General features: G+C 68.3%; 23 protein-coding genes. 4 read left to right on the top strand and 19 right to left on the bottom strand.

Features of this window, described 5'->3' with window-relative positions; all coding sequences use genetic code 11:
* Positions 1-325 precede the first annotated feature (325 nt).
* The 14 genes from F1721_RS32890 to F1721_RS32955 form a co-directional block, all read right to left on the bottom strand.
* Entirely contained in the window at positions 326-3,208 is a 2,883-nt protein-coding gene (locus F1721_RS32890; protein WP_150070754.1) for an AfsR/SARP family transcriptional regulator, read from the bottom strand.
* Positions 3,208-3,609, bottom strand: coding sequence for a hypothetical protein (locus F1721_RS32895; RefSeq protein ID WP_150070755.1), 402 nt, complete (start codon positions 3,607-3,609; stop codon positions 3,208-3,210). Before F1721_RS32895 ends, F1721_RS32890 begins: the two co-directional genes overlap by 1 nt.
* Positions 3,606-4,034 carry a TadE/TadG family type IV pilus assembly protein gene (locus tag F1721_RS32900; protein ID WP_150070756.1) on the bottom strand — a complete coding sequence of 143 codons (429 nt, stop codon included), beginning with the start codon at positions 4,032-4,034 and terminating at the stop codon, positions 3,606-3,608. The genes F1721_RS32895 and F1721_RS32900 overlap by 4 nt, the downstream gene beginning before the upstream one ends.
* Complete coding sequence (locus F1721_RS32905; protein WP_170301691.1) at positions 4,031-4,393, bottom strand: TadE/TadG family type IV pilus assembly protein; 363 nt, start codon at positions 4,391-4,393, stop codon at positions 4,031-4,033. Before F1721_RS32905 ends, F1721_RS32900 begins: the two co-directional genes overlap by 4 nt.
* A 79-nt stretch (positions 4,394-4,472) precedes the next feature.
* The gene (locus tag F1721_RS32910; protein WP_150070821.1) at positions 4,473-4,709 is read right to left on the bottom strand and encodes a hypothetical protein; all 237 of its coding nucleotides are present in this window, start codon (positions 4,707-4,709) and stop codon (positions 4,473-4,475) included.
* A 30-nt stretch (positions 4,710-4,739) separates the two neighbouring features.
* Entirely contained in the window at positions 4,740-5,633 is an 894-nt protein-coding gene (locus F1721_RS32915) for a pilus assembly protein TadB (RefSeq protein WP_150070758.1), read from the bottom strand.
* Complete coding sequence (locus F1721_RS32920) at positions 5,630-6,484, bottom strand: type II secretion system F family protein (RefSeq protein ID WP_150070759.1); 855 nt, start codon at positions 6,482-6,484, stop codon at positions 5,630-5,632. The genes F1721_RS32915 and F1721_RS32920 overlap by 4 nt, the downstream gene beginning before the upstream one ends.
* On the bottom strand, positions 6,481-7,851 hold the full coding sequence (locus tag F1721_RS32925; RefSeq protein WP_150070760.1) for a TadA family conjugal transfer-associated ATPase: 1,371 nt from the start codon (positions 7,849-7,851) through the stop codon (positions 6,481-6,483). Before F1721_RS32925 ends, F1721_RS32920 begins: the two co-directional genes overlap by 4 nt.
* Positions 7,848-8,645: a CpaE/TadZ family protein gene (locus F1721_RS32930; protein WP_150070761.1), complete on the bottom strand. Its 798-nt coding sequence runs from the start codon at positions 8,643-8,645 to the stop codon at positions 7,848-7,850. Before F1721_RS32930 ends, F1721_RS32925 begins: the two co-directional genes overlap by 4 nt.
* 46 nt (positions 8,646-8,691) lie before the next feature.
* Positions 8,692-9,369 (bottom strand): CpaB family protein, encoded by a 678-nt coding sequence (locus F1721_RS32935; RefSeq protein WP_150070762.1) that lies wholly within the window; start codon positions 9,367-9,369, stop codon positions 8,692-8,694.
* Between the two features lie 60 nt (positions 9,370-9,429).
* Positions 9,430-9,906 carry a hypothetical protein gene (locus tag F1721_RS32940; protein ID WP_246155477.1) on the bottom strand — a complete coding sequence of 159 codons (477 nt, stop codon included), beginning with the start codon at positions 9,904-9,906 and terminating at the stop codon, positions 9,430-9,432.
* A 446-nt stretch (positions 9,907-10,352) separates the two neighbouring features.
* Positions 10,353-10,880 carry a hypothetical protein gene (locus F1721_RS32945; protein ID WP_150070763.1) on the bottom strand — a complete coding sequence of 176 codons (528 nt, stop codon included), beginning with the start codon at positions 10,878-10,880 and terminating at the stop codon, positions 10,353-10,355.
* Positions 10,881-10,890: 10 nt separating this feature from the next.
* Complete coding sequence (locus F1721_RS32950; protein WP_170301692.1) at positions 10,891-11,520, bottom strand: prepilin peptidase; 630 nt, start codon at positions 11,518-11,520, stop codon at positions 10,891-10,893.
* Positions 11,521-11,546: 26 nt separating this feature from the next.
* Positions 11,547-12,044 carry a WhiB family transcriptional regulator gene (locus tag F1721_RS32955; protein ID WP_246155480.1) on the bottom strand — a complete coding sequence of 166 codons (498 nt, stop codon included), beginning with the start codon at positions 12,042-12,044 and terminating at the stop codon, positions 11,547-11,549.
* A gap of 414 nt (positions 12,045-12,458) precedes the next feature.
* Here F1721_RS32955 and F1721_RS32960 point away from each other — a divergent pair, with 414 nt between their 5' ends.
* The 3 genes from F1721_RS32960 to F1721_RS32970 all read left to right on the top strand — a co-directional run bounded on the left by F1721_RS32960 (position 12,459) and on the right by F1721_RS32970 (position 14,404).
* Complete coding sequence (locus F1721_RS32960) at positions 12,459-12,680, top strand: hypothetical protein (protein ID WP_150070765.1); 222 nt, start codon at positions 12,459-12,461, stop codon at positions 12,678-12,680.
* 7 nt (positions 12,681-12,687) lie between these two features.
* Positions 12,688-13,695, top strand: a complete 1,008-nt coding sequence (locus tag F1721_RS32965; RefSeq protein WP_150070766.1) for a ketoacyl-ACP synthase III family protein — start codon at positions 12,688-12,690, stop codon at positions 13,693-13,695.
* Between the two features lie 382 nt (positions 13,696-14,077).
* Complete coding sequence (locus tag F1721_RS32970) at positions 14,078-14,404, top strand: hypothetical protein (protein WP_150070767.1); 327 nt, start codon at positions 14,078-14,080, stop codon at positions 14,402-14,404.
* A gap of 111 nt (positions 14,405-14,515) precedes the next feature.
* Here the strand turns inward: F1721_RS32970 and F1721_RS32975 are convergent, their stop codons facing one another.
* From F1721_RS32975 to F1721_RS32990, 4 genes are all read right to left on the bottom strand, one after another.
* A complete protein-coding gene (locus F1721_RS32975; protein WP_150070768.1) occupies positions 14,516-15,736 on the bottom strand; it encodes an amidohydrolase family protein in 1,221 nt (406 codons plus the stop codon).
* 16 nt (positions 15,737-15,752) lie between these two features.
* Positions 15,753-16,883 carry an MAB_1171c family putative transporter gene (locus F1721_RS32980; protein ID WP_150070769.1) on the bottom strand — a complete coding sequence of 377 codons (1,131 nt, stop codon included), beginning with the start codon at positions 16,881-16,883 and terminating at the stop codon, positions 15,753-15,755.
* Positions 16,880-17,392 (bottom strand): M48 family metalloprotease, encoded by a 513-nt coding sequence (locus F1721_RS32985; RefSeq protein WP_150070770.1) that lies wholly within the window; start codon positions 17,390-17,392, stop codon positions 16,880-16,882. The genes F1721_RS32980 and F1721_RS32985 overlap by 4 nt, the downstream gene beginning before the upstream one ends.
* 278 nt (positions 17,393-17,670) lie before the next feature.
* Positions 17,671-18,066 carry a helix-turn-helix domain-containing protein gene (locus F1721_RS32990; protein ID WP_150070771.1) on the bottom strand — a complete coding sequence of 132 codons (396 nt, stop codon included), beginning with the start codon at positions 18,064-18,066 and terminating at the stop codon, positions 17,671-17,673.
* 288 nt (positions 18,067-18,354) lie between these two features.
* Between F1721_RS32990 and F1721_RS32995 the strand changes: the two genes are divergently transcribed.
* Positions 18,355-18,711 (top strand): WhiB family transcriptional regulator, encoded by a 357-nt coding sequence (locus F1721_RS32995; RefSeq protein WP_150070772.1) that lies wholly within the window; start codon positions 18,355-18,357, stop codon positions 18,709-18,711.
* A gap of 138 nt (positions 18,712-18,849) precedes the next feature.
* Here F1721_RS32995 and F1721_RS33000 read toward each other — a convergent pair whose 3' ends face one another.
* Complete coding sequence (locus F1721_RS33000; RefSeq protein WP_150070773.1) at positions 18,850-19,338, bottom strand: hypothetical protein; 489 nt, start codon at positions 19,336-19,338, stop codon at positions 18,850-18,852.
* Positions 19,339-19,413 lie beyond the last annotated feature (75 nt).

A 19,413-nucleotide genomic window follows, 5' to 3' on the forward strand; every position in this document is an offset into this window, starting at 1 on the left:
CCCGCCGTGTGGGTCGATGTCGAGGGTGGTGATGAGGATGCCGCCGGTGTTGCGGGGCATGCGCATCGGGATCGGCGGGCCGAGCGGGCACCTCATGCCCACGCGCGGGGCCGGCAGGCACCCGCCTGGTCGGTGCGGGCGGGTGGCGGGGGCGCGTCGGTGCGGGGCCGTCGCGTGGACTGGTGTGGGGTGGCGGAGCTGGGACATGTGGTCCTCCAGACGGTGTCGTGGCTGGCATCGTGCTGTATGGACGCTCTGCCTCGAGGGTGGTGTCAACCGCGGCGCGCGGTGATGTCCCGTGTCGGTGGACCCTGCCTTTTCCCTGTTAGGGACTGGAGAGTTGTGTGGTGAGCCGTTCGGTGTGGCGCTGTTGCAGGGCTTGGGCGATCGCCACGGTTTCCGGTGCGGGGGCCAGGTCGATCTCACGCAGCCGGGCCTGCAGGAGGGTCAGGGTGCGGGGGATGGCGTCATGGGCGCCGAGGCGGTCCTGCAGGCGCATGATGTCGCGGTAGAGGTGCTCGTTGTAGGGGTCGAACCGGGTAGCGGTCTCCAGCAGGTCGAGGGTGTGCTGGGGGTCGGTGGCCACGTGGCGGCGGGCGAGTTCGCTGACGGCGTTGATGGCGGTGCGCTGGGCCGCGTGCCGCACCGTGTGGACCCATTCGCCCTCGAGGTCCGCTCCGAGCTCACCGCGGTAGAGCTCCACGATCTCTTGTAAGGCCGCTCGCCGAGCAGTGTCGGTGGGGGCGGTGCGGGCCGTGTGCTCGGCGCGGGTGAAGCAGCTGAAGTCGGTGTCAACCAGGTCGGGTCGTAGCCGGAGCTGCCCGTGGCCGGTGGTGATGATCTCGGCGAGCTCGCCGTGGGTGGCGCGGGACAGCGCGGTGCGCAGCCGGGAGAGGGCGGTGTTGAGCGCGTTCGTCGGCCGGTCGGGAGGGCTGTGATGCCACAGGTCGCTGATCAGGGTGTCGCGGCTGATGCCGTCGGGGTGGGCGGCGAGATAGGCCAGCAGCTCCCGCTGACGCGGCGCGAACCTCCCAGTGATCTCCTTCGCTTTCCCATGCTCTGGCTGGTGGTGGAGGGTGATCGGGCCGAACACCCGCACCGACAACACCGCTCCAGCCCCCACCGGCTCACCCAGGTCCGCGGGCGTCCCGGTGTGCTCATGCTCCTGGGGCACGGTCTGCTCGGTGGCCGGCGGGTCCGCGCACGTCGGCGTTTCCACGTCGGGCATGTGGGGTTCGTCGGTGGCAGGTGGGGTGAGGAGCTGCTCGGCGGGGCTGGGTTCGGTGTCGGCGTGGTCGGTGCTGGGGGCGGTGTGGTCGGTGCCTGGTGTGCTGTGGCGGTCCAGGATGAGCAGGTCGTCGGTCGCAGTCGTGGTCGCGGTGAACACCCGCGTCCCGAGAAGGTGACTCCAGGCCTCGGGGGTCGCGGCGGTGACGGTGCCGTGCTCGTCCACGGCCAGGGTGAGGCCGCCGCCTTCACTGCAGGGCCCCAGCACAAGCGGAATGAGCCCGCCGTCGGTGACGGCAGCCTGCAGCGCCGCGACCACGTTCGGGGGCGGTGTGCTGAGCACGATCACCACAGGAGATCCCGAACTCGGGTGCTGCGCAGCCTTGGCAACGGCAACCGCGAGGTCATCGACGATCTCCACAGCGGGAGGGGCTGGCCTGTCCGGAAACAGGGTCTCGAGGACGGGCTGATGCACGACCACCCGCGGGAGGTGTGGGCGGTGCAGAAGAAGGAAAAGCAGGAGCGCCCGCATCGCCGGAACCACCCCGACGCCGGTGAACCCGAGGCCACCCGTTGCCGACAGATCCACCCTGACCGGGGTGCCCTCACGCACGCCGAGTTCGATCACCCACCCGCCGGACTCCCCGGACGCATCACCGGTTTCCCGCTCGGATGGCGCTGGTGCTGGCGGGAGTGTGGGGGTGTCGAGTGCGGGCTGGGTGGCGTGCAGGTGAGCAAGGGCAAGCCGGTAGACCGTGGGCGACACCGGATAATCCAGCCCCCGGGTGGCGTGCCGGTGCCGGCGATACCGCTTCCGTGCGACCGCCAGCCCCGCCGCCACGGCAGCAGCAAGTCCGAACGAGAGAAACACCCCATCCCCCACAACCACGCCACCCTCGTCGGTGTCCTCCCGGTGTTCGGAAGCAGCGGGATGGGGAGCTGCCGGCGGGGTTTCGACGCGCACCGGGTCGGTGCCGGCGTCCCGCGGTGGGGGAGCGTGGTGGGGCAACGCGAGGTGCCAGTCGGGGAACACCCTGTCCGGGTCCCGGAGCACGCGCCCGTCGGGTTGCGGGTGGTGGACGTTGAGCCGGTAGATCTCCTCCCACCGTGAGGCGTCGCCGAGGTGGTGTTCGGCGAGGCTGGACAGGGTGTCTCCGGGCTGGGTGGTGATCCACTGGGCGTTGTCGGGGATCGGGGCTGGGGTGGGGAGGTCGTGTGCGTCGGCGGGTAGCAGGAGGGTCCAGCCGGGGTGGAGGTGGCGGGGTGTGCCGAGCCGGTCGGCGTTGAGGGCTTGGATGTCTCGCCAGCGGTATCCGCTGGTGAGGTGTCTTTTGGCGATGTCCCAGAGGGTGTCGCCGCGGGCGACGTGGTAGCGCGGGAGCTCGGGGCGCACTGTGTCGGGGAGGTGGGTGGGGGTGCTGGGTTCGGGCGGCGGGGTGGGGTCGGGGTGGCCGCCCGAACCCAGCGGGAGGGTGCTGCTGCCGGGGGCAGGCAGCGCACCGGAGCCAGGCGTGGGGTCGAGGGGTGCGGTGGCGGCGATCTGCGCGGTCGCGGGTGCCGCGGAGGCGGTGGGGGTGTTGAGGGAGAGCACGGTGCTGGCCACGAGTGCGGTGATCCAGCCACGGGGGCCGGTGACGGTGAGGCGGTTGGCGAGGTTTCGGGCGCCGTAGCGTAGGAGGAGGACGGTGTCGCAGAGGGTCCACCAGAGCATGACGGCCCAGGCGATCCAGGCGGCGACGTAGATGGCGAGGATGAGGGCGCCGTCGAGGCGGAGTTCGATGCGCAGGGTCTGCCAGGTGTCCTCGGCCCAGACGAGGAGCTGCTCATGGACCGGGGTGGGTGCCCAGGGTGAGGTGTCGATCTCGGGCCAGGACAGGTCGGGCACGGTGACGACGGAGCTGGTGATGGTCAGGATGGTCGGCAGCCCCACCAGGTACACAAGCAGCCCGAGCCCGGCCGCAGCGAGCCGTATTCGGTTCATCACGCCCCACCTCCGGTGGTGAGGGTGGCGGTGGCGTGGCCGGTGACGGTGTGGGCGTCCCAGAGCAGCCCGATGCGGGCGGGTTCGGTGTGGGTGACGGTGACGCGCACGGTCGCATCGCCCTCGATCGTGACGGTGCCGGTGTGCCCGGTGGCGGCGAGGTAGCGCTGGGCGGTGGTGCCGGCTTGGGATGTGTCGAGGGTGAGGGTGGGGCCGCGGGTGTCGAGGGCGGTGAGTGCGGCGCGGGCGGTTTCGGCGGCGATGGCATCGGCCCTGGCGAGGGCGCGGAGCCGGTCGGCGCCATCCGCGACAAGAGCGCACACCAGCAGCAGGCACGGCACCAGCACCGCCACCAGCGCAGTGACCGATCCAGCGTCCGAGGAGGCGTTGGGGTGGGTCATGTCCGGCTCCGGTAGGCATCAACGGGGCTGGTGAACCCCGCCTGCAGTGCAATACTGGCGGGCAGGCCGGGAAGACCGGTGAGATCAGCCAGCGGCACGCTGCAGCGCAAGATGACGGTGACCGCCCCGGGCAGCCCGGCGGTGCCGAACCGGCTGGTGTCGGTATCCACCTCAATGCCGGTGCACGACAGGTCCTGCTCGGCCAACACCCGGGTACCGGTGCGCATGGCGGCGGTGCTGGCTGCGCTGGGAGTGCGGGCGAGGCTGGCGGCGCGGGTGGCGGCCGTGGCGGCGTGGTCGAGGGCGAGGCTCGCGGTCACGGTGCGGCCGAGCGCGACGCCGAGCAGGAGGATGAACAGCAGCATCGGCGTGAGCACCGCGAGCTCCACACAAGCCGACCCCGAATCAGACGGGCGCTGGGTCATGGCGAATCTCCAGGGACTGTGAAGCGTTCCTTGCTGGCGGCGGCTTCCTGCACGACCCGGCCGAGCCCGGGAATCGGCAGGACCTGCGGTGCAGTGGCCTCAACCCGCACCCGCACGTGGCGGGTGTCGACGACGGCGGTCACCTCGGGATCGCCGACCAGGCCGCCGCCCCGGGTGAGGAACCTCAAAGCGGCCTCGTGGGCGTCTGCGGGAGCTCCGGTGACGGTGCGGGCGACCTGCACGGCTTGCTGGGCGGCGGCGTGGCAGAGGGTGCGGGTGTGCCACCACAATCCGGCCTGCAGCACGGTGACGAGTAAGACCAGCGCGATGGGGGCGAGCACCGCCAGCTCCACCGCCACCGACCCCGCATCCCGCTTGCTGAGTACGGCTCGGCGAATCGAGTGCTTCGGAGCTGTCAGCATGGAACATCCCAGGGCTCTAGCGGATTTGGCCTTGGTACTTCTGCACCACAGCGGTGATCGCAGCACCGAGACCGAGGGCGGCGGCCAGGCTGATGGCGGTGATGACTGCCTTCTCGGTCGATTCCGATCCGGTGTCGTCGAACCGCGCCTGCTCCCACCGCTGCTGGACGACAGCGGTAGCGACCGTGAACCAGACTGTGAGCTGCAGCAGAAGGGCGTTGGTGTGCCGGTGGAGGTAGCGAAGAGCGGACATGACGATCACTTCCCTTTTGGTAACGCAGTGCTAGCCGAGGAGTCGGGTGACGGCTGGGTAGAGGACGAGCAGGAGCACGCCGAGCAGCAGCAGGGTGACCGGGAGGGTGAGGCGTTCGGTGCGGGTGTTGGCCTCGGCCTTGTCGGTGCTGATCGCCGCTGCCCGCAGGCTCGCGGCGTGGGTGGTCAGGCTCTGGTAGATCGCGGCACCGTCCGCCGCGGTCGCCGCGAGGTCCGCGACCGCGACGAGTTCGGTGAGTTTGGTGTGGGTGCCGAGAGTTCGGAGGGCATCCCAGGACGAATGTCCACTGTGTTCGGCGTGAGTGAGGGTGCGGTGCAGGCGGGTGAGCAGCCAGTGATCGCCGATGGCGGCGGCCTCGCGCAGGGCTGGGCCGGGTGCGTGGCCGGCGGTGCGTTGCTGGGCCACCAGATCCAGATAGACCGGCAACGCCCGCAGCGCATCCTCACGGGCTGCTGCGGCGCGGGCATGGAGCTGCCACACGGGCACGACCACACCCACCAGCCCACCGACCGCGGCCAGCCCGACCAGGAGCTCGAGCGGCAGACCTAGGGACGCGAGCACGATGGCCGCTGGCACCGTGGTGCCGAGGCTGCAGGTTATCCAGCGCAGCCGCTGTTCCACGTGGTCGCTGGGTGCGCGCTCGAGCAGTGCGAGGTCGTGCACCGGGATCCCGAGCCACGACGACCGAGCTCGCTGGGCCTGGCGGGTAGTCGAGTCCACCACCCGGGCACGCCACGCTCGCCAACCGCCAGCGGGAACCGAGCCGCTGGTGCGGGTTGTGAGGTGGTCGAGTGCGGCGGGCACGTCCATCGGAGCTGGTCCGACCGCCGCGCGGACGGCGAGGGTGAGGCCGAGCCCGAACACGCAGCCGATTCCAATGGCGAGGAGCTGGGCGGTGTTCATGACGACGGCCCTTCAGTGAGGTATCTGGGGCGTTCGGGGAGGGTGGCCAGGCGGTGCATGCGCCACAGCGAGACCGCGAATATGCCCGCCGCCACCACCAGAACGACCTGTCCGGTCCAGGAGTTGAAGGGGGCGAGGTAGTCGTGGGCGAAAACGAGAAGGCCGACGATCATGGTGGTGGTGATGGCCACGAGGGTGCGCACGGTGGTGCGGGGTTTAGCGCGGTCGGCCTCGACCTCCCGGGTAGCGGCGGCGCGGGCGCGCAGCGCGGCAGCCTGGCCGTGCAGGATCTCCACTAACCCCCGACCACCGGTCCGCAGCCGCAGCAGTAGCGCCAGCACGACCTCATCCGCGGTCGGGTCGTCGAGCTCGGTAGCGAAGGCACGCAGCGCCGTCTCCGGGGACTCGGTGTGCAGCCGCTCGGCCAGCCGCCGGACCGGCGCGGTGAGGGGCTCGGGGGCGGTGCCGGCTGACTGTGTGACCGCGTGGTGCAGGCCTCCGGCGCCGGAGGCGAGCAGGTCCCCGACCCGGCGCGTCCACACCGCGAGGGCGTCCTGCAGCTGGATCGTCTGCCGCGCCTGCCGGGAAGCCAGCACAACCGGCAACCCGATCACCGCAGCGGCCGCAGCGGCGCCGGCGACCGGCCACCCGGTCGCCCACGACACCACTCCAGTAGCCACGGCGGCCAGGAGCGCACGTCGCCACCACCGGCCAATCCACCCGACCACCCGGCCTCGGCGCTGGGACGTGGCCGTCTCACGGCGGACCGGCGGCGGTGTGAAGGCGAGGATGCCCAGCAGTGCGCCGATGCCGAAGACGGCTCCACACAGGACAGTGAGGAGGTCGATCACGATGCTTCACTCCCCTGCTCGAGGTTGTCCCAGCAGCCGTCGGGGTGGGAGAACACGGTGCGGTCGAGTCCGTGGGCCTGTAGCCGGGCCATGAGTGGGGGGCTGGGTGGGCAGACCGGCACCGCGCGGCCATCGGTGTTGCGGGGGCCGAAGAGCGCGGTCAGGTCGGGGACCATGGCGTCGCCGACCGGGCCGACTTCGACGATCTCGGTGACGAACCGCTCCCGGCCCCCAGCGTGGTCGCGGCGATCGAGGTGCACGATCAAATCGAGGGCCGCGGCGGTCCACCGGTGTGCGGCCTCTACGGCCAGTGGTGGTGTGGCGAGTTGGCCGAGGGCGGCGATGCGGTCGGGCACGGCGCGCGCGGAGAGCGCGTGCAGAGTACCCATACCGCCGGTGGCGCCGTTGCCCAAGGCTCTGAGTAGGGCGGTGATTTCGCCGCCGCGGACCTCGCCGACGATGACCCGCGACGGCGAGTGCCGCAGGGTCTGTTTGAGCAGGGTGTCGAGGGTGATCTCGCCGGCGCCTTCGGCGTTGGCGGTGCGCGCCTCCAACGGCGTCACCACCCGATCCGGGTCGAGGTGGAGGCCGAGTTCGTAGTCGTCTTCCACGGTGACGATGTGCTCACCGGCCGGGATACTGGTGCACAGGGCACGGAGCAAGGTGGTTTTCCCGGCGAACGGCCCGCCGGTGACCAGCAGGTTCACGCCCGCGCGCACCGCGACGGTGAGGAAGTGTTCCAGTCCGGTGTCGAGGGTGTGGTGGTGGCGCAGGTCGGTGAGGGTGGTGTGGGCGAGGCGGTGCCGGCGGATCGCGACCCGCGGCCGGTCGGTGACCTCCCGCACCGCCGCCAGCCGCGCCCCCAATGGTCCGCCGGCGGGCAACCGGAGGTTCGCGATGGGCTGCGCCGGCGAGAACTCGCGGCTCGTTTGCCCGAGGCGGGCGCACATCGCCTCCAGGTGTTCGAGGAGGTCGGTGTCGGAGTCGGCGACGGGGTAGGGCCAGCGCTGCAGGGTGCCGTCGGCCAGCTCCAGCCACACCCGGTCGTGGCCGTGGATGTGGATGTTCTCCACGTCCTCCAGCTCCAGCAGCGGCTGCAGCCCACCGAGTCCGAACACCGCCGCTAGCACGGCATCGGCGAGCCGCCGCTCCTCGTCAGCGGAGAGGGGTGGGTCGCCGCGGCTGGCGCGTTCATGCGTCCACGCGCTGATCTCGGAGGCCACCACACCCGCGCGTTCGTCCGGGCCGACATCGCGGAGGCGGTTGGCGACGCGTTCCCGCAGATCCTGCACAGTCGCGTTGTCCGGAACCCACCCACACGCATCAACGAGCTGTGGTCGGGGTGTGCCGTTGATTCGGGTGGTCATGCCACACCCACCTCCACCACACCGGGCGCCACCGCGGTGTCGGGTGGGGTGAGGCTGCGGTGCAGCCGGAGCGCGGCTGTGCGGCTGATCCGCAACAAGGCGCAGCGGTGCGACGGGTGACCGCCGATCCCGTCGGAGAAGAACCGTGCCGCCGACGGGTCGTCGGGAAGCTCCACACCGACCGGGACCCCGGTGGCCTGCGCGACCCGGTCCGCCTCACGGCTGGTCGTGACGGTGACCAGCACCCCCAGCCGGGTGATCGGGACCAGCTCCCGCACTACGCTGATCAACGGTCGTGCGGCCGTGAGGTGCCGTAGGTTCGGGCGCAGTCCGACCAAGACCAGGTCGGCTTCGCCGAGCAACGGCCACGGGGTGTCAGAGGCCCAGCGGCCAGCGTCGATGAGGACGTCGGGCCCTTCCCTGGAGAGGTCCCGGGTCGCGCTGGCCAGCCGTTGCCAGCCTGCGTCCCCGATCGCCGCGGCCTGAGCCCGGCTCGCCACCCCGGCCAACAGCCGCACGTGTTCCAGCCCGGGGATCTCCTGGACGTGTCCGGCGAGGCCTTCGGAGGGCACGGCCTGAAGGTGACGGGTCGAGGCGGCGAAGCTGACCACCCCACACCCCGTGTTCAAGCGCCCGTCGACCAGCCACGCCCCGCCCCACCCGGTCAGCAGATCCCCGCCCGTGGGGTCAGCGTCGACCACCAGCAGCCGGTGAGGCCACACGGTGGCCAGCGCAGCGACCGCCGTGGTCACACCAGGCGAGCACTTCGCCGACACCATCGCGATCACAGCCATCACACACTTCCTTTCACCACAAGAGAAATCCGAAAAGAACAACGGGTCAGCGAGCGGGGCCGAGCAGGGTGACCAGCGCCCCGCCCGCGGCGGCAGCGTGGGCCTGTTCGGCGGCGGCAGAATCGATGAGCAGGTCGACCACGACCGCGCCCTCGGCATCCGGCGGCGAGGACTGCACCACCCGAGCCTGAAACACCGCCTCACCCGGCACCGTCTCCGCCACACCGGAGCTGGACAGGCCCACAACCTCCACCGGATCATTCGGGACCAACCCGCGCGCTGGATACCGGCCCGGCAGCACCCGGACCCCGATCACCCGCTGCCCCCGGCCAGGAACCAGCTGCGTCGTGACATCACTGAGCGCCACAAGCTGCCCCGCCCGCAAGTTCGCCGCAGCGAGCTGCCCCACCACACGCCCCCGGAGCGCATCGGGCACCGCAAACTCCCGCGCCTCAGGCGGCAAATCCACAGTGGTCACATCAGTATCAGCGATGCGTCGGCCCCAAGGAACATCGCGTGATAGCTGCAGCATCGGCTCGCGCTCCCACGCCGACAAGGCGATCCAGAACACCCCCAGAACCGAGGCAAGGATCAACCCGAAGGACAGACTCAGCAGCCACCACCGCCGCTGCCGCGGCACCCGAGGCCCACGCCCTTCCCTCGTTCGATTTTTCGACGTGGCTGAATCCGGGGTGGTCACGGCGAAAATACCGGTTCTGGACATAGCTCTCCCCACAATCGAATACGCAATGAGAAAAGAAAAAGACTGAGACGTGGAGGTTCTTTAGCGGGTTCGGAGTGCTTGGGCTTCGGCGACGACGAACTGTGCCGGTGCCCGCGAGGTCATCGGCGCGAGCTCACCACCGACAGGCGTGCTACCGGTCCAGCCCTGCCACCGCACTCGCCACGTGATCGACCACTCCGCCACCACGAGCCGGCCCAGCGATGGCCGCTCATAGATCACCTCACACCCATCCGGCGACGGCGCATGCAGCCCGAAGGACCGGTCGTAGACCGTGCCCGGCCCCGCACACGACACCACCGGCTGGTCTAGGCCCGGTGTCATCGACAGCTGCACGGGTTCGGCGGTGACTTCGGCCCACACCTCGCCCGCCTGCACCCTTTCCTGCTGCGGGCGCCAGTCCTCGCGGGCGGTCCAGAACCAGGTGCGCTCACCGACCACGGTCGCCGAACGCCCATCCGACAACCGCAGGTCCGGAGAGTGCCGCGGCGCCGGGAGCGGCAACCGCAACCGCTGCACTGCCTCCCGGGCCAGCGCCGCGGGATCCGGCGGACTCGCAGCACCAGGACGCCCCGGCCCCGGCGGGGCGGATTCCGGGCGGGGGCAGTCCCCGGTATCGAGAGGACCGAAGCACCAGGTCGATGCCGGCTGGGACTGGAGCATGAACGCCGGATCCTGCACCTGCCCCGGCGCATCACACACCACCGTCGGACACAACGGCACCGGCTCCGGTGCCGAAGCAGCGCTGGGACGGGGAGTACCGCTTCCGGGCTTGGACGGCGCGGGGCGTCCTGGCTGTCCCGGCGAGGTCGCGGACAGACCGATGGAGGGCGACTCATACCAGCTGCCTACATCGCCTGGAGTGACGGAGACCTCCCCGTCCTGTGCCTGCGCTGCCGGCGCGACGAGACTCAGCACGAGGAGCAAACCGGACAAGACGCACGGGCCGCGGGCTCGGGGTCGCATCAGCACTCACCTCCAGGGAATTCGATTCGGTCGACACGCCAGCGCGAGTCCGTCCCTTTCGAAAGCGTTGCGCGGACGGGGTTGCGCTGAACGCCCACGTTCTTCGGCTCACCCGAGATGGCATCGGCTTGGCCTGCCCGGCTCGTGTCCTGGCAGTCCTGGACGCTGGCCCGGTTGCCGGTGATCTCGACTGCGGTCACGTGGGCCACGACAGCGCCGTACAGCCGAACCCCGCTAGCCAGCTGATCCCGAGCACGCGTCGTGATCTGGTCGGCCATCTCCTGGCTGGCGACCTGGCGCACCTCGGCATCCCACTCCGCGCTGCGGTCAGCCGTGGTGTTCCAGGTGATCCGCCAGAAATCGCGATAAGACCGCTCGACCTCTGCCCGTTCATCGGAGGACGGCATCGGGGGCGGGTCGATGCCCGGATCCGCAGGCGCCGTTGCCAGCGGTTCGCTCGCGCACCCCGCTAGCGCCACGGCGGTCAGACACAGCGATGCGGGAAGAGCAGCCGAAAACGGGGTCATGGGGTTCCTTTCACGAGGTGTGGGTGAGGATGCTGATCCATCCGCCGAGGATGAGGCTCGGGCCTGCGGCGAGGCGACTGCTGTGGTCACGGGTGCGGACCCAGACCTGGGCAGCTACGACGCCGAGCAATAGCGTCGAGGCGATGACGCCCAGTAGGACGGCTGGCCAACCGACCTGGCCCCAATACAGTGCGAGGACTGTGGCGGTGGTGAGGTCGCCGAAGCCCATCCACCCGGGAACCGCCAGGAAGAGCACGAGCCCGCCTGCGAACACGGCCAGTGCGGCAAGCAGCGAACGGACGAGACCTGTGCTGGCGGGTTCGGTTATGGCCCGGGACACGAAGACCGTGAGGCCGCCGGCGGCCATCGCGAGGACCCAGGTGTGTGGGAGGCGGTGGTAGGACACGTCGATCAGTGCCAGTCCGAGGCCGGTAACGGCCAGCCACCACCACGCTGGCAGCACGGGATCCTCGGCGAACCGATAGGCGATCAGCACCGACAGCACGCTGGTGAGCACGGCCAGGCCGATCACCGAGATAGGCGGCAACGAGGTCCAGGGGCGCAGCAGCCAGGCCAGCACCAGTCCCGCCACGACACCGAGGACACCGGCAAGGATCGGGTGACCGTGGTCGATCAGCATGCACATCACCTCTCGTAGCGCAGACATCACGCCGCGCGGGGCCGATCCGTCAGGACCACACGATCGAAGGACGAGGACCGGTCGGTGGTATGGCGCCGTTGGGTGGGGATGCTGCGGTCGGTGATCCAGCGCAGCCAGGCCATGAGCTCATCGAGGATGGCCGCGGGCTCGACCCCTTGGCGTCGAGCCCGCTTGAGCGCTCGCCGGCGGTCCCGTGCGGAGGTGCCTCCCCAGACGCCCCAGCAGAACCCGGCCTCGGCTTCGCTCAGCAGCGCCACCTCCAAGCACTCGGCGCGAACGCTGCAGCCGCCGCACAATGCCCTGGCATCGCCGCGCTGCACCAGCTCGGAGTCTCTGCCTGTGGACGCGGCCCGGAAATACACATCCGGATCAGATACCTCCGTGCACTGCCCGCGCCGGTAGATCTCGGCCATCAGCACGGTTCTCGAGTGGTCGCGACGGTCATCATGAGGCGGCGATTTACGCGGCGCCGGAATGTGCGGGGCGAATTCGTAACGAATCATGATCTCCTCCTCGCAGGCGAGACAGAAGAAGCGGCGAGGAACAGGAGGCTGACACAGAAGCGGTGTCGTTGTCAGATTTTAGGGACCCGAGAAGTGTCGTTGCGCCCATCCAGGTGACAACGACCGCCGGTTCCGCCCAAGCCCCGCTTGCTATCAAGGCTGCCACCTGCGCCGATGAGGCACTTCTCCGTGCAGATGGCAGTCTTGGCGGACCGGGCTTCGTGGGTGGTGTTCACCCGTCGCGGTGTATCTGGCCGGAGATTTCGGCCAAAATCTGACAGCGCCAATCAGCGTCTGCCACGGTGAGAACATTCACCGCGACAAGCTCTCCCGTAAAGCTCGGGACGCCCGCCGCATTCCTTTTCTTATTTCCCCTCTTTTTGTTTCGCGCTGTGCGTGGAACGGAGTGATCGTATGAACACCACCCAAACACAGCCGCTGTGGGTGCTGCGGTGGCTGGACGGCGAAGAATGGGGCCACCTCGCGGTGGTCGCCGCACCCGGGAACCGGCCGGAGTTCGTGGAGTTCGTCCACCGCGACCCCGCTTTCTTCACCACCCTCACCCCGACCAGCCCCCGAAGCCCCGATGGGTTCCGCGAAGCCTGGTTCACCACACCGGCGTTGGTGGGGGCGTGATTCAGCGATGCGGCACCACGGGATCACCCTCCATGGGATCGGCGCGGTCACCGGCGACCTGGTCACCGCGGTCGACGCCATCCGCGACGGGCGCTACAGCCTCGAGCAAGCCCGCCGCAACCGCCAGGACTCGGTCGCGGTCGCCACCGGTCGCACCGGACCCGAACTCGCAGCCCAAGCCGCCCGGCAGGCGATGCACGGCTCTGAGCGCGACGTGGACCTGCACCTGCACGCCACCATCCACGATCCCGGACTGGACTTCTGGTCCCCGGCCAGCTTCGTGGCCCACCAGGCAGGCATTACCCCGATGATGACTCTGTCGATCAACGCCATGTCCAACAGCATGGTCGCCGGGCTCCAACTCGCCGCCGGTGTCCTCCAGGGCCACGCCGGGCACTCCGCTCTGCTCACCGCCGGAGACGTCTTCCAACCCCCGCTGTTCGACCGCTGGCAAACCGACGCCGGCATCGTCTACGGCGACGCCGGAACCGCGTTCCTCCTGCACCGCGACGACACCACCCCTGCCATCGCGGACGTGCTCTCCACCGCCTCCGAATCCCACCCCAGCCTCGAAGCACTCCACCGCGGCACCACCGACTGGCACAGCGGTCACACCCACCGGCCCCCGATCCGACTCCGCACCCGCAAAGCCCAATACCTCGCCACCCACGGCGGCCCCACCGCAATCGACAGCACCAACACCACCGCCGTCAGCAACGTCCTCAAAACCGCCCTCTACGAAGCCGACCTCGAACTCGACGACCTCGCCCGGATCCTGTGCCCCCACTACGGCGAAGCGCTGACCCACCGGCACTGCCTCGCGCCACTCGGCATCCCCGAAGAACGCACCACAGCGTTCCTCGGCCGCTGGCTCGGACACATGGGCGCCTCCGACCAGATCGCCGACCTGCACTACCTCCTCACTCGAGGGCTCCTTCAGCCCGGAGAGCACATCGCGCTGCTCGGCATCGGCGTCGGCATGACCTGGACAGCCGCCATCCTGCACATCCGCTAGATCCCGGTCCGAAACCCCCGCGAATTCCCGCTGCAGGAGACGTGTGCCCAAAACCACGACACAGCGAAAACCCAGTTACAGGAGGAAGGACAATGAAAATCACATGTCGAGATCTTGTCGCCGCCTGTCTCGCGGCCATCGCCGCGGCAACACCTGGTGCGGCCAGCGCCCAGCCGCCCCCACCGCCGCCCCCGGACTGCATCGCCGGCAACTGCGGCCTGTCCAGCTTCGGCGAACCACCCGCACCACCACCCCTCCACCCCGAAAGCCGCTAGCCCCGAACCCGCCCAAGTTCCCCCTCTCACCGGCCGGGGCCGCTCACCGCTCCTGGAGCGGCCCCGGTCACCCCGAACAACACCCACCCTCGACATAGGAGGTCGTCGTGAAGCACGCCATCCGAACCGCCATCCTCACCACAGCAACCCTCGCCGCCACCGCACTCGGCGGCCTCAACCCCGCCCACGCCGAAGGCGCCTGCCCACCCGGATCCTGGCTCGAGATCGACAACGGCGCCCGCATCCACCGCAGCAGCGACCTGAACTCACCCGTCGACGGTCTCTACTACCGCACGCACGGCTTCGAACTCCACCAAGTCCTCGGCACCCCCGGCACCCAACCCGAGTGGGTCAACATCACCGACCTGACCACCAAAGTCACCGGCTGGGTCCACGGCAGCGCCGCCCCCTGCCTCGCACAGACCTCGCCGTGACCGAGCATCGGTAGAGACAGGGCCCCGGTATCGGCCGGGCCCTGTCATCGGAATGGCTTGTAGCTGGGAAGACGTCAAAGATGCCGTTCTTACACTGGAATCATTGCTGGGCTACGCGTCGAAACTCTTCGATGCGGTGCCCGAGCCCGCCATGTACTCGCCTTTGACCAGAACTAGTTCGATCTGCGACAGGGAACTCAGATTCAGGAGCGGGTCCCCCTCGACTACCACGATGTCGGCGCTGTAACCCGGCAGAAGTTGGCCGACGCTGTCGCCCACCCCCAGCGCCTCGGCACTCGTGACGGTTGCCATCTCGATGATCCGTCCGTTGGAAAACCCAACGTGGGCATACAGTTCGAGGGCATTGACGTAGTCATCAAACCTCGTGTCTCGCAAGCCTGCGTCGGTCCCAGGTATGAGCCGGATGCCGAGCTCATCCATCCAGAGGAACCTCTCGACGATCTTCTCGGCACGTTCTGGACCGAGGCGATCCATGAATCCCCGCCAGTCCGGGGGCCAGGCGATGCAGGCGTAGATGCCTTGGCTGGCCATGCGCTTGGCCACGTCGTCACGTTGGTCGTAACCACCGCCACCGTTCTGGAGCCACGTGCAGTGCTCGATGGTCGAGACGCCGGCATCGACTGCAGCAGCGATCGCATCGGAACCGTGGGCGTGCGCCGCGACCGGTAGCCCCACGTTGGCAGCTTCCTCGGCGATGATCCGCAGCTCATCCGCGGAGAACTGAGTTGCCCACATCGGAGGAGAGTCCGGGGTGATGTGGCCTCCACTAGCCATGACCTTGATGACGTCAGCTCCGCGCTCGGCCATGTCGTGGATGTGCTGGCGGATCTCGCGTTCGCCGGAGACTTCACCGCCGAAGAAGTGGCAGTGGCCACGTGGAATGGTCAGTGGGGAGCCGGCTGCCAGGATCCGAGGGCCTCTCAAGTCGCCGCGGGCAATGGCATCCCGTAGGCGGAACGCAAGGCCACGGCGGTCTCCGAGGTCCCTGAGAGTAGTTATCCCGCTGCGAGCGGCTTGTTGCGCGCGGCCAGTCATTCCGAGCAGAAGATCGTCGTCATCGGTAGCGAGGTAGTTCTCCAAGGGATCAGAGCCAGCGTCGAGCGCAAGGTGCACGTGGCAGTTGATCAAGCCCGGCAGGATGGTGTGGTTCGGAAAGTGGCTTCGCCGGACCCGCTCGCCTGCGTGCGCCTCGACATCGATACGAGGACCTACAGCGACGATCGTGTCCTCCTCGAGTAGGAGAGCTCCATCCTCGATCTGCTGGCCTGCCGGACCTGGCAAGAGTTGGGCTGCTGTGATCAGCTGTCGCATACTGCCGTCTTCCTGATCAATGCGGACGAGGCGCGGATGGTCTGCTGGGAAGTGCCTGAGCGAGGGCGACGAGCTCTTCGATGTCGGCATGGAGGTCGGGTCGGTCGGGCGCAGCGATGAGCACCGCCGATCGTCCGCTGGGGCGTACACCCTCGTGCTGGCGCCGCAACGCCTCTTCCAGGACGGCGGTTTGCTGGTGAGCGGGGCGCTCGGCGTCGTAGCCGGCATCTATCAGCTGCGGACCGAGCTGGACCAAACCGTCGCGGATCTCGATCAGCCTCCGCCAGAAGCGCCGATGCATACGCAAGGGGGAAAGCCGATCGAACCACAGGCTCGTGGGATTGCGCTCGAGTGCGTCGTCCGGGAACACGTCGTGCAGACGCGCCCACAACGGATACAGCTGGTGGTAGACGCGTCGGTGACGGGCCCAAACTCGGAACTCCGAGATCCGAGCCGTCAACCCTGCCCAGCAGACGCCAACGACGAAGATCAGCAACGCGACAGGAACCAAGCTGTCGACAGCGTGCGCGAAGGATGGAGGAACGCTGCCGCCGGTCCACCGGATGATGACGATGCTCGCGCGGACCGTGGTGGTCGTTGCTTCGCCGATCAGGCCGATAGCTGCGAGCTGCAGACCGACTCTCGTGCGACGTCCGGACTCAGTGGCGTAGCGCCACGCCCAGATTGCCGCTGAAGCGGTCGCGTAGGCGATGTAGGCCATACCCACGAGGTAGAAGGCAGCCACGCTCGGCGCGGGGAAGACCACCGGCAGCGCACCGCTCGTCGGGAACGCGCTGTCGGAATCTGGAGTGAGGAGGACAGCCAAGGCCATGCTGGCAGAAGCGCCAAGCATCAGCGCTGCCTCCCGCCACGCTCGCACAACGCTTCCTGCAGCAGCGAAGAGGAAGAAGAGAAGCAGGAAGAACCACGAAGCGTTCAGGGCAATGTTCATCACCAGCTTGCCCACGCTCGGAGGCAGGGCGCCTCCGGTGAGGTCGCGAAGCGCAGCGATGGTCGACGGTGCGGCGAACAGACGGCAGAACAGGCAGGCAACCACGGCACGCAGCGCAAGATCTCGCGGTGAGCGGGCAAGTCGGTAGCTGAACCACGCCAGCGCGACGATGATCGCCAGTTTCGTCAGGCTCACAGCCAGTCCTGTTGCTCGCCGAGTGCTTGTTGCGCGCGCCGTGCCCGAGACGTTCGAGGCGGAAGAACGATCTGCTCGAGCACCGCTGCACGTTCCAGCAGCAAGGTCGCTACCGTTTCGGCTTCGCGTTCTTGCTCGGTGTCGTAGTGGGTCCGACGCAGAGCACGGCGGACCTGATCAGGTGGAATATCCGGGAAAGACTCGTACCAACCGTCCTCGTCGCCATCGTCGGAGGAATGACCGCTGATGATGTGCCCGAGCTCGTGAGCGATGATGTGCTGTTGGTGGGCGTTCGTGGTCTGCTGCTGGTAGAGGATGAAGTCGACGACCGGAGTGGCGATCCACAGGCCGAATGGCCCGGGGACGTCCAGCGGGTAGGGCAACAGCTTGAGGGTTTTCCCGCGGCGCGCACCAAGGTGTCTGCAAACCTCGGCCATGTCGGTCGGTCCCACGATGCCGAGCTCGTCGAGTTCGTCTCGGATCGTTCGCCGAAGACGAGGCTCGTTCACGCCTTGGTCGTTACCTAGACCGAGCAGCTGACGCAGGGATGTACGCGCTGTTGTCCTCACTCGGGGGCGTTCCACAGCGCATCACCTCAAATCGCCGCCGGGTTTCGCTCTCCACCGTGCGTACACGGCGGAAGGTTCGGCTCCGCCGGCAAGTAGCGAAACTGCCGGGCTCCTGCCTTACCTACGGCCCGAAGCCCCTGCAGAGACGCCAGCTTGCGCGGCGTGGAGATCCAGTCTCTCTACGTGGTGCTGGTTCTGACAGCGACAAGACAGCCTTGTCACCGAGAAGGATGATCCCTGCTTGCTTGGAACTCGATGTACTCGATCACGTGCGCCAACTGTTCAGGCGACAACTTCTCGGCGCCCCGCGCGAGAGCACGCAGCTTGCCTTCACCGAACTTCGCCAGCAAGGAGTATTGCCGGGCTAGCTCGCGCCCACGCTCGCTGTCCGCGAAATAATCCAGCTCCACGCCGAAGAACTCCGCCAGGGCCTTGACCACCGCATGGCTGGGCTCGCGTTCACCCTTGATCAGGCTGTACACGTGCGTCTTCGACAACCCGACGGCCTCAGCGACTTCGCGCTTCGAGTACTGCGAGCCATCCTCGCGCCGGACGGCGTCGAACAACAGCTCGAGCTGCTCCCCGAACGTCTTGTCCGACTTTGCCTCCGGCATCGGACACCTCCTTCCCAGAACCACAAGGATGTCCCCTTTAGGGGACAAGCGCAAGGTGTTGGTCCCTTCGAGTTGCCCCTCCGGTCACGTCAGCGTACTTTCGACCATCCAAGTCCTCTATAGCGGACAGGTAGGGCTACCGCCTTATCTGAGGTTGGCCGGTCTCTTAGCTCATGCCACGGCGCGGCACACGACGCTGGGCCGCCCAGCTCACTTCAGCACTTCAGGACCGAGCTGCCGCCTCCGGCGATCCGGCCAACCTCGATCTTCGCCACCTCGGGGGGTCACGTGTTCCACGAAGAAGAATGGAGAGTACGTCGTTTCGGGCGGTGCACCACGTCCTCATCGCAGGATGCATGGTTCCCCGACCCAGCCAGAGGCACGGAGGGACTAGCGCACCAACGCCGCCAGGCCGCCGAAGCCTGCGCGCGCTGCCCTGTCCAGTACGAATGCCTGATACTCGCTCTCGACCACGAGATCAACGAGGGTGTCAGCTGGGGAATCTGGGGAGGCGTATGTGCACGTGATCGCAGGCAAGCGATCGAGCACGCGACCGAGCGCCATCACGGCACGCCGGACGCCCGGGACGTTGCGCAGGATCTCCTCGTGAACCTGTCCCCACAGGCCGTGGATCGAATCGCTTGAAGCGAGGAGCCGACCGGGAGCGCGAATCCGTAAGGTGGGGAGCCGCCCCGGGAGAGGAGTGAACGGGGCGGCTCAACCCTGGCGGGACGCGTGCTGCGTGGGGTGGCTTGGCGCGCTCGCGTCGGGTGTCTTGATCGGTCAGCGGAGCTGTTGAACGGATCGGTTCGTCGCGGTGATCACGGCTTTCCATGGCGGGAGGGGTGTTCCGGCGTTCGGAGGACGGCGCCAGTGGCGAGTGTCGTGCGGGTGCGGCAGAACCACCTGTCCGCCATGGGGGACGACATGGACGCGGCAGCTGCGCAGCTCCGGAGATATGTCGGCGTGCGAACCCCCGCACGGGGCGCTCAGAATCGTCCACCAGGTGCGTGTGGTGTCGATAGATATGGGTCCTGCGAGCAGGCCCTGCTCGAGATGCAGGGCGACTGAAGATGCAAGCCAGTCGGGCATGGTTATGGCGTCAACGGTTTCGCCGGTGCGCATGACCAAGCGGCAGTGGGATGCATCGAAGGCCACCGGCCAGCCCAACTGGAGTCGGTACCATTCCGCCGCAGCGATCAGCTCAAGCCGCTTGCCGTTGGCGGCTTCGCTCGGCGAGGTTTCCTGGGCTCTCCGACGCTCCAGGTTCATGGATGTTTCCCTGTTCGTTGTCGAGGGTCGTTTGGTCTCCGGTGTTCCCGGCGCCGTTCATGCTGGTCGGCTCGA

Source organism: Saccharopolyspora hirsuta, from assembly GCF_008630535.1.
GTDB classification, from domain to species: domain Bacteria; phylum Actinomycetota; class Actinomycetes; order Mycobacteriales; family Pseudonocardiaceae; genus Saccharopolyspora; species Saccharopolyspora hirsuta.

What these genes read in the sequence shown, in the direction of transcription:
- F1721_RS32890 (WP_150070754.1), bottom strand. Translation starts at nt 3,208, where the DNA reads ATGAACCGAATACGGCTCGCTGCGGCCGGGCTCGGGCTGCTTGTGTAC.
- F1721_RS32895 (WP_150070755.1), bottom strand. Translation starts at nt 3,609, where the DNA reads ATGACCCACCCCAACGCCTCCTCGGACGCTGGATCGGTCACTGCGCTG.
- F1721_RS32900 (WP_150070756.1), bottom strand. Translation starts at nt 4,034, where the DNA reads ATGACCCAGCGCCCGTCTGATTCGGGGTCGGCTTGTGTGGAGCTCGCG.
- F1721_RS32910 (WP_150070821.1), bottom strand. Translation starts at nt 4,709, where the DNA reads ATGTCCGCTCTTCGCTACCTCCACCGGCACACCAACGCCCTTCTGCTG.
- F1721_RS32915 (WP_150070758.1), bottom strand. Translation starts at nt 5,633, where the DNA reads ATGAACACCGCCCAGCTCCTCGCCATTGGAATCGGCTGCGTGTTCGGG.
- F1721_RS32925 (WP_150070760.1), bottom strand. Translation starts at nt 7,851, where the DNA reads ATGACCACCCGAATCAACGGCACACCCCGACCACAGCTCGTTGATGCG.
- F1721_RS32930 (WP_150070761.1), bottom strand. Translation starts at nt 8,645, where the DNA reads ATGGCTGTGATCGCGATGGTGTCGGCGAAGTGCTCGCCTGGTGTGACC.
- F1721_RS32935 (WP_150070762.1), bottom strand. Translation starts at nt 9,369, where the DNA reads ATGTCCAGAACCGGTATTTTCGCCGTGACCACCCCGGATTCAGCCACG.
- F1721_RS32945 (WP_150070763.1), bottom strand. Translation starts at nt 10,880, where the DNA reads ATGACCCCGTTTTCGGCTGCTCTTCCCGCATCGCTGTGTCTGACCGCC.
- F1721_RS32950 (WP_170301692.1), bottom strand. Translation starts at nt 11,520, where the DNA reads ATGCTGATCGACCACGGTCACCCGATCCTTGCCGGTGTCCTCGGTGTC.
- F1721_RS32955 (WP_246155480.1), bottom strand. Translation starts at nt 12,044, where the DNA reads ATGATTCGTTACGAATTCGCCCCGCACATTCCGGCGCCGCGTAAATCG.
- F1721_RS32960 (WP_150070765.1), top strand. Translation starts at nt 12,459, where the DNA reads ATGAACACCACCCAAACACAGCCGCTGTGGGTGCTGCGGTGGCTGGAC.
- F1721_RS32965 (WP_150070766.1), top strand. Translation starts at nt 12,688, where the DNA reads ATGCGGCACCACGGGATCACCCTCCATGGGATCGGCGCGGTCACCGGC.
- F1721_RS32975 (WP_150070768.1), bottom strand. Translation starts at nt 15,736, where the DNA reads ATGCGACAGCTGATCACAGCAGCCCAACTCTTGCCAGGTCCGGCAGGC.
- F1721_RS32990 (WP_150070771.1), bottom strand. Translation starts at nt 18,066, where the DNA reads ATGCCGGAGGCAAAGTCGGACAAGACGTTCGGGGAGCAGCTCGAGCTG.
- F1721_RS33000 (WP_150070773.1), bottom strand. Translation starts at nt 19,338, where the DNA reads ATGAACCTGGAGCGTCGGAGAGCCCAGGAAACCTCGCCGAGCGAAGCC.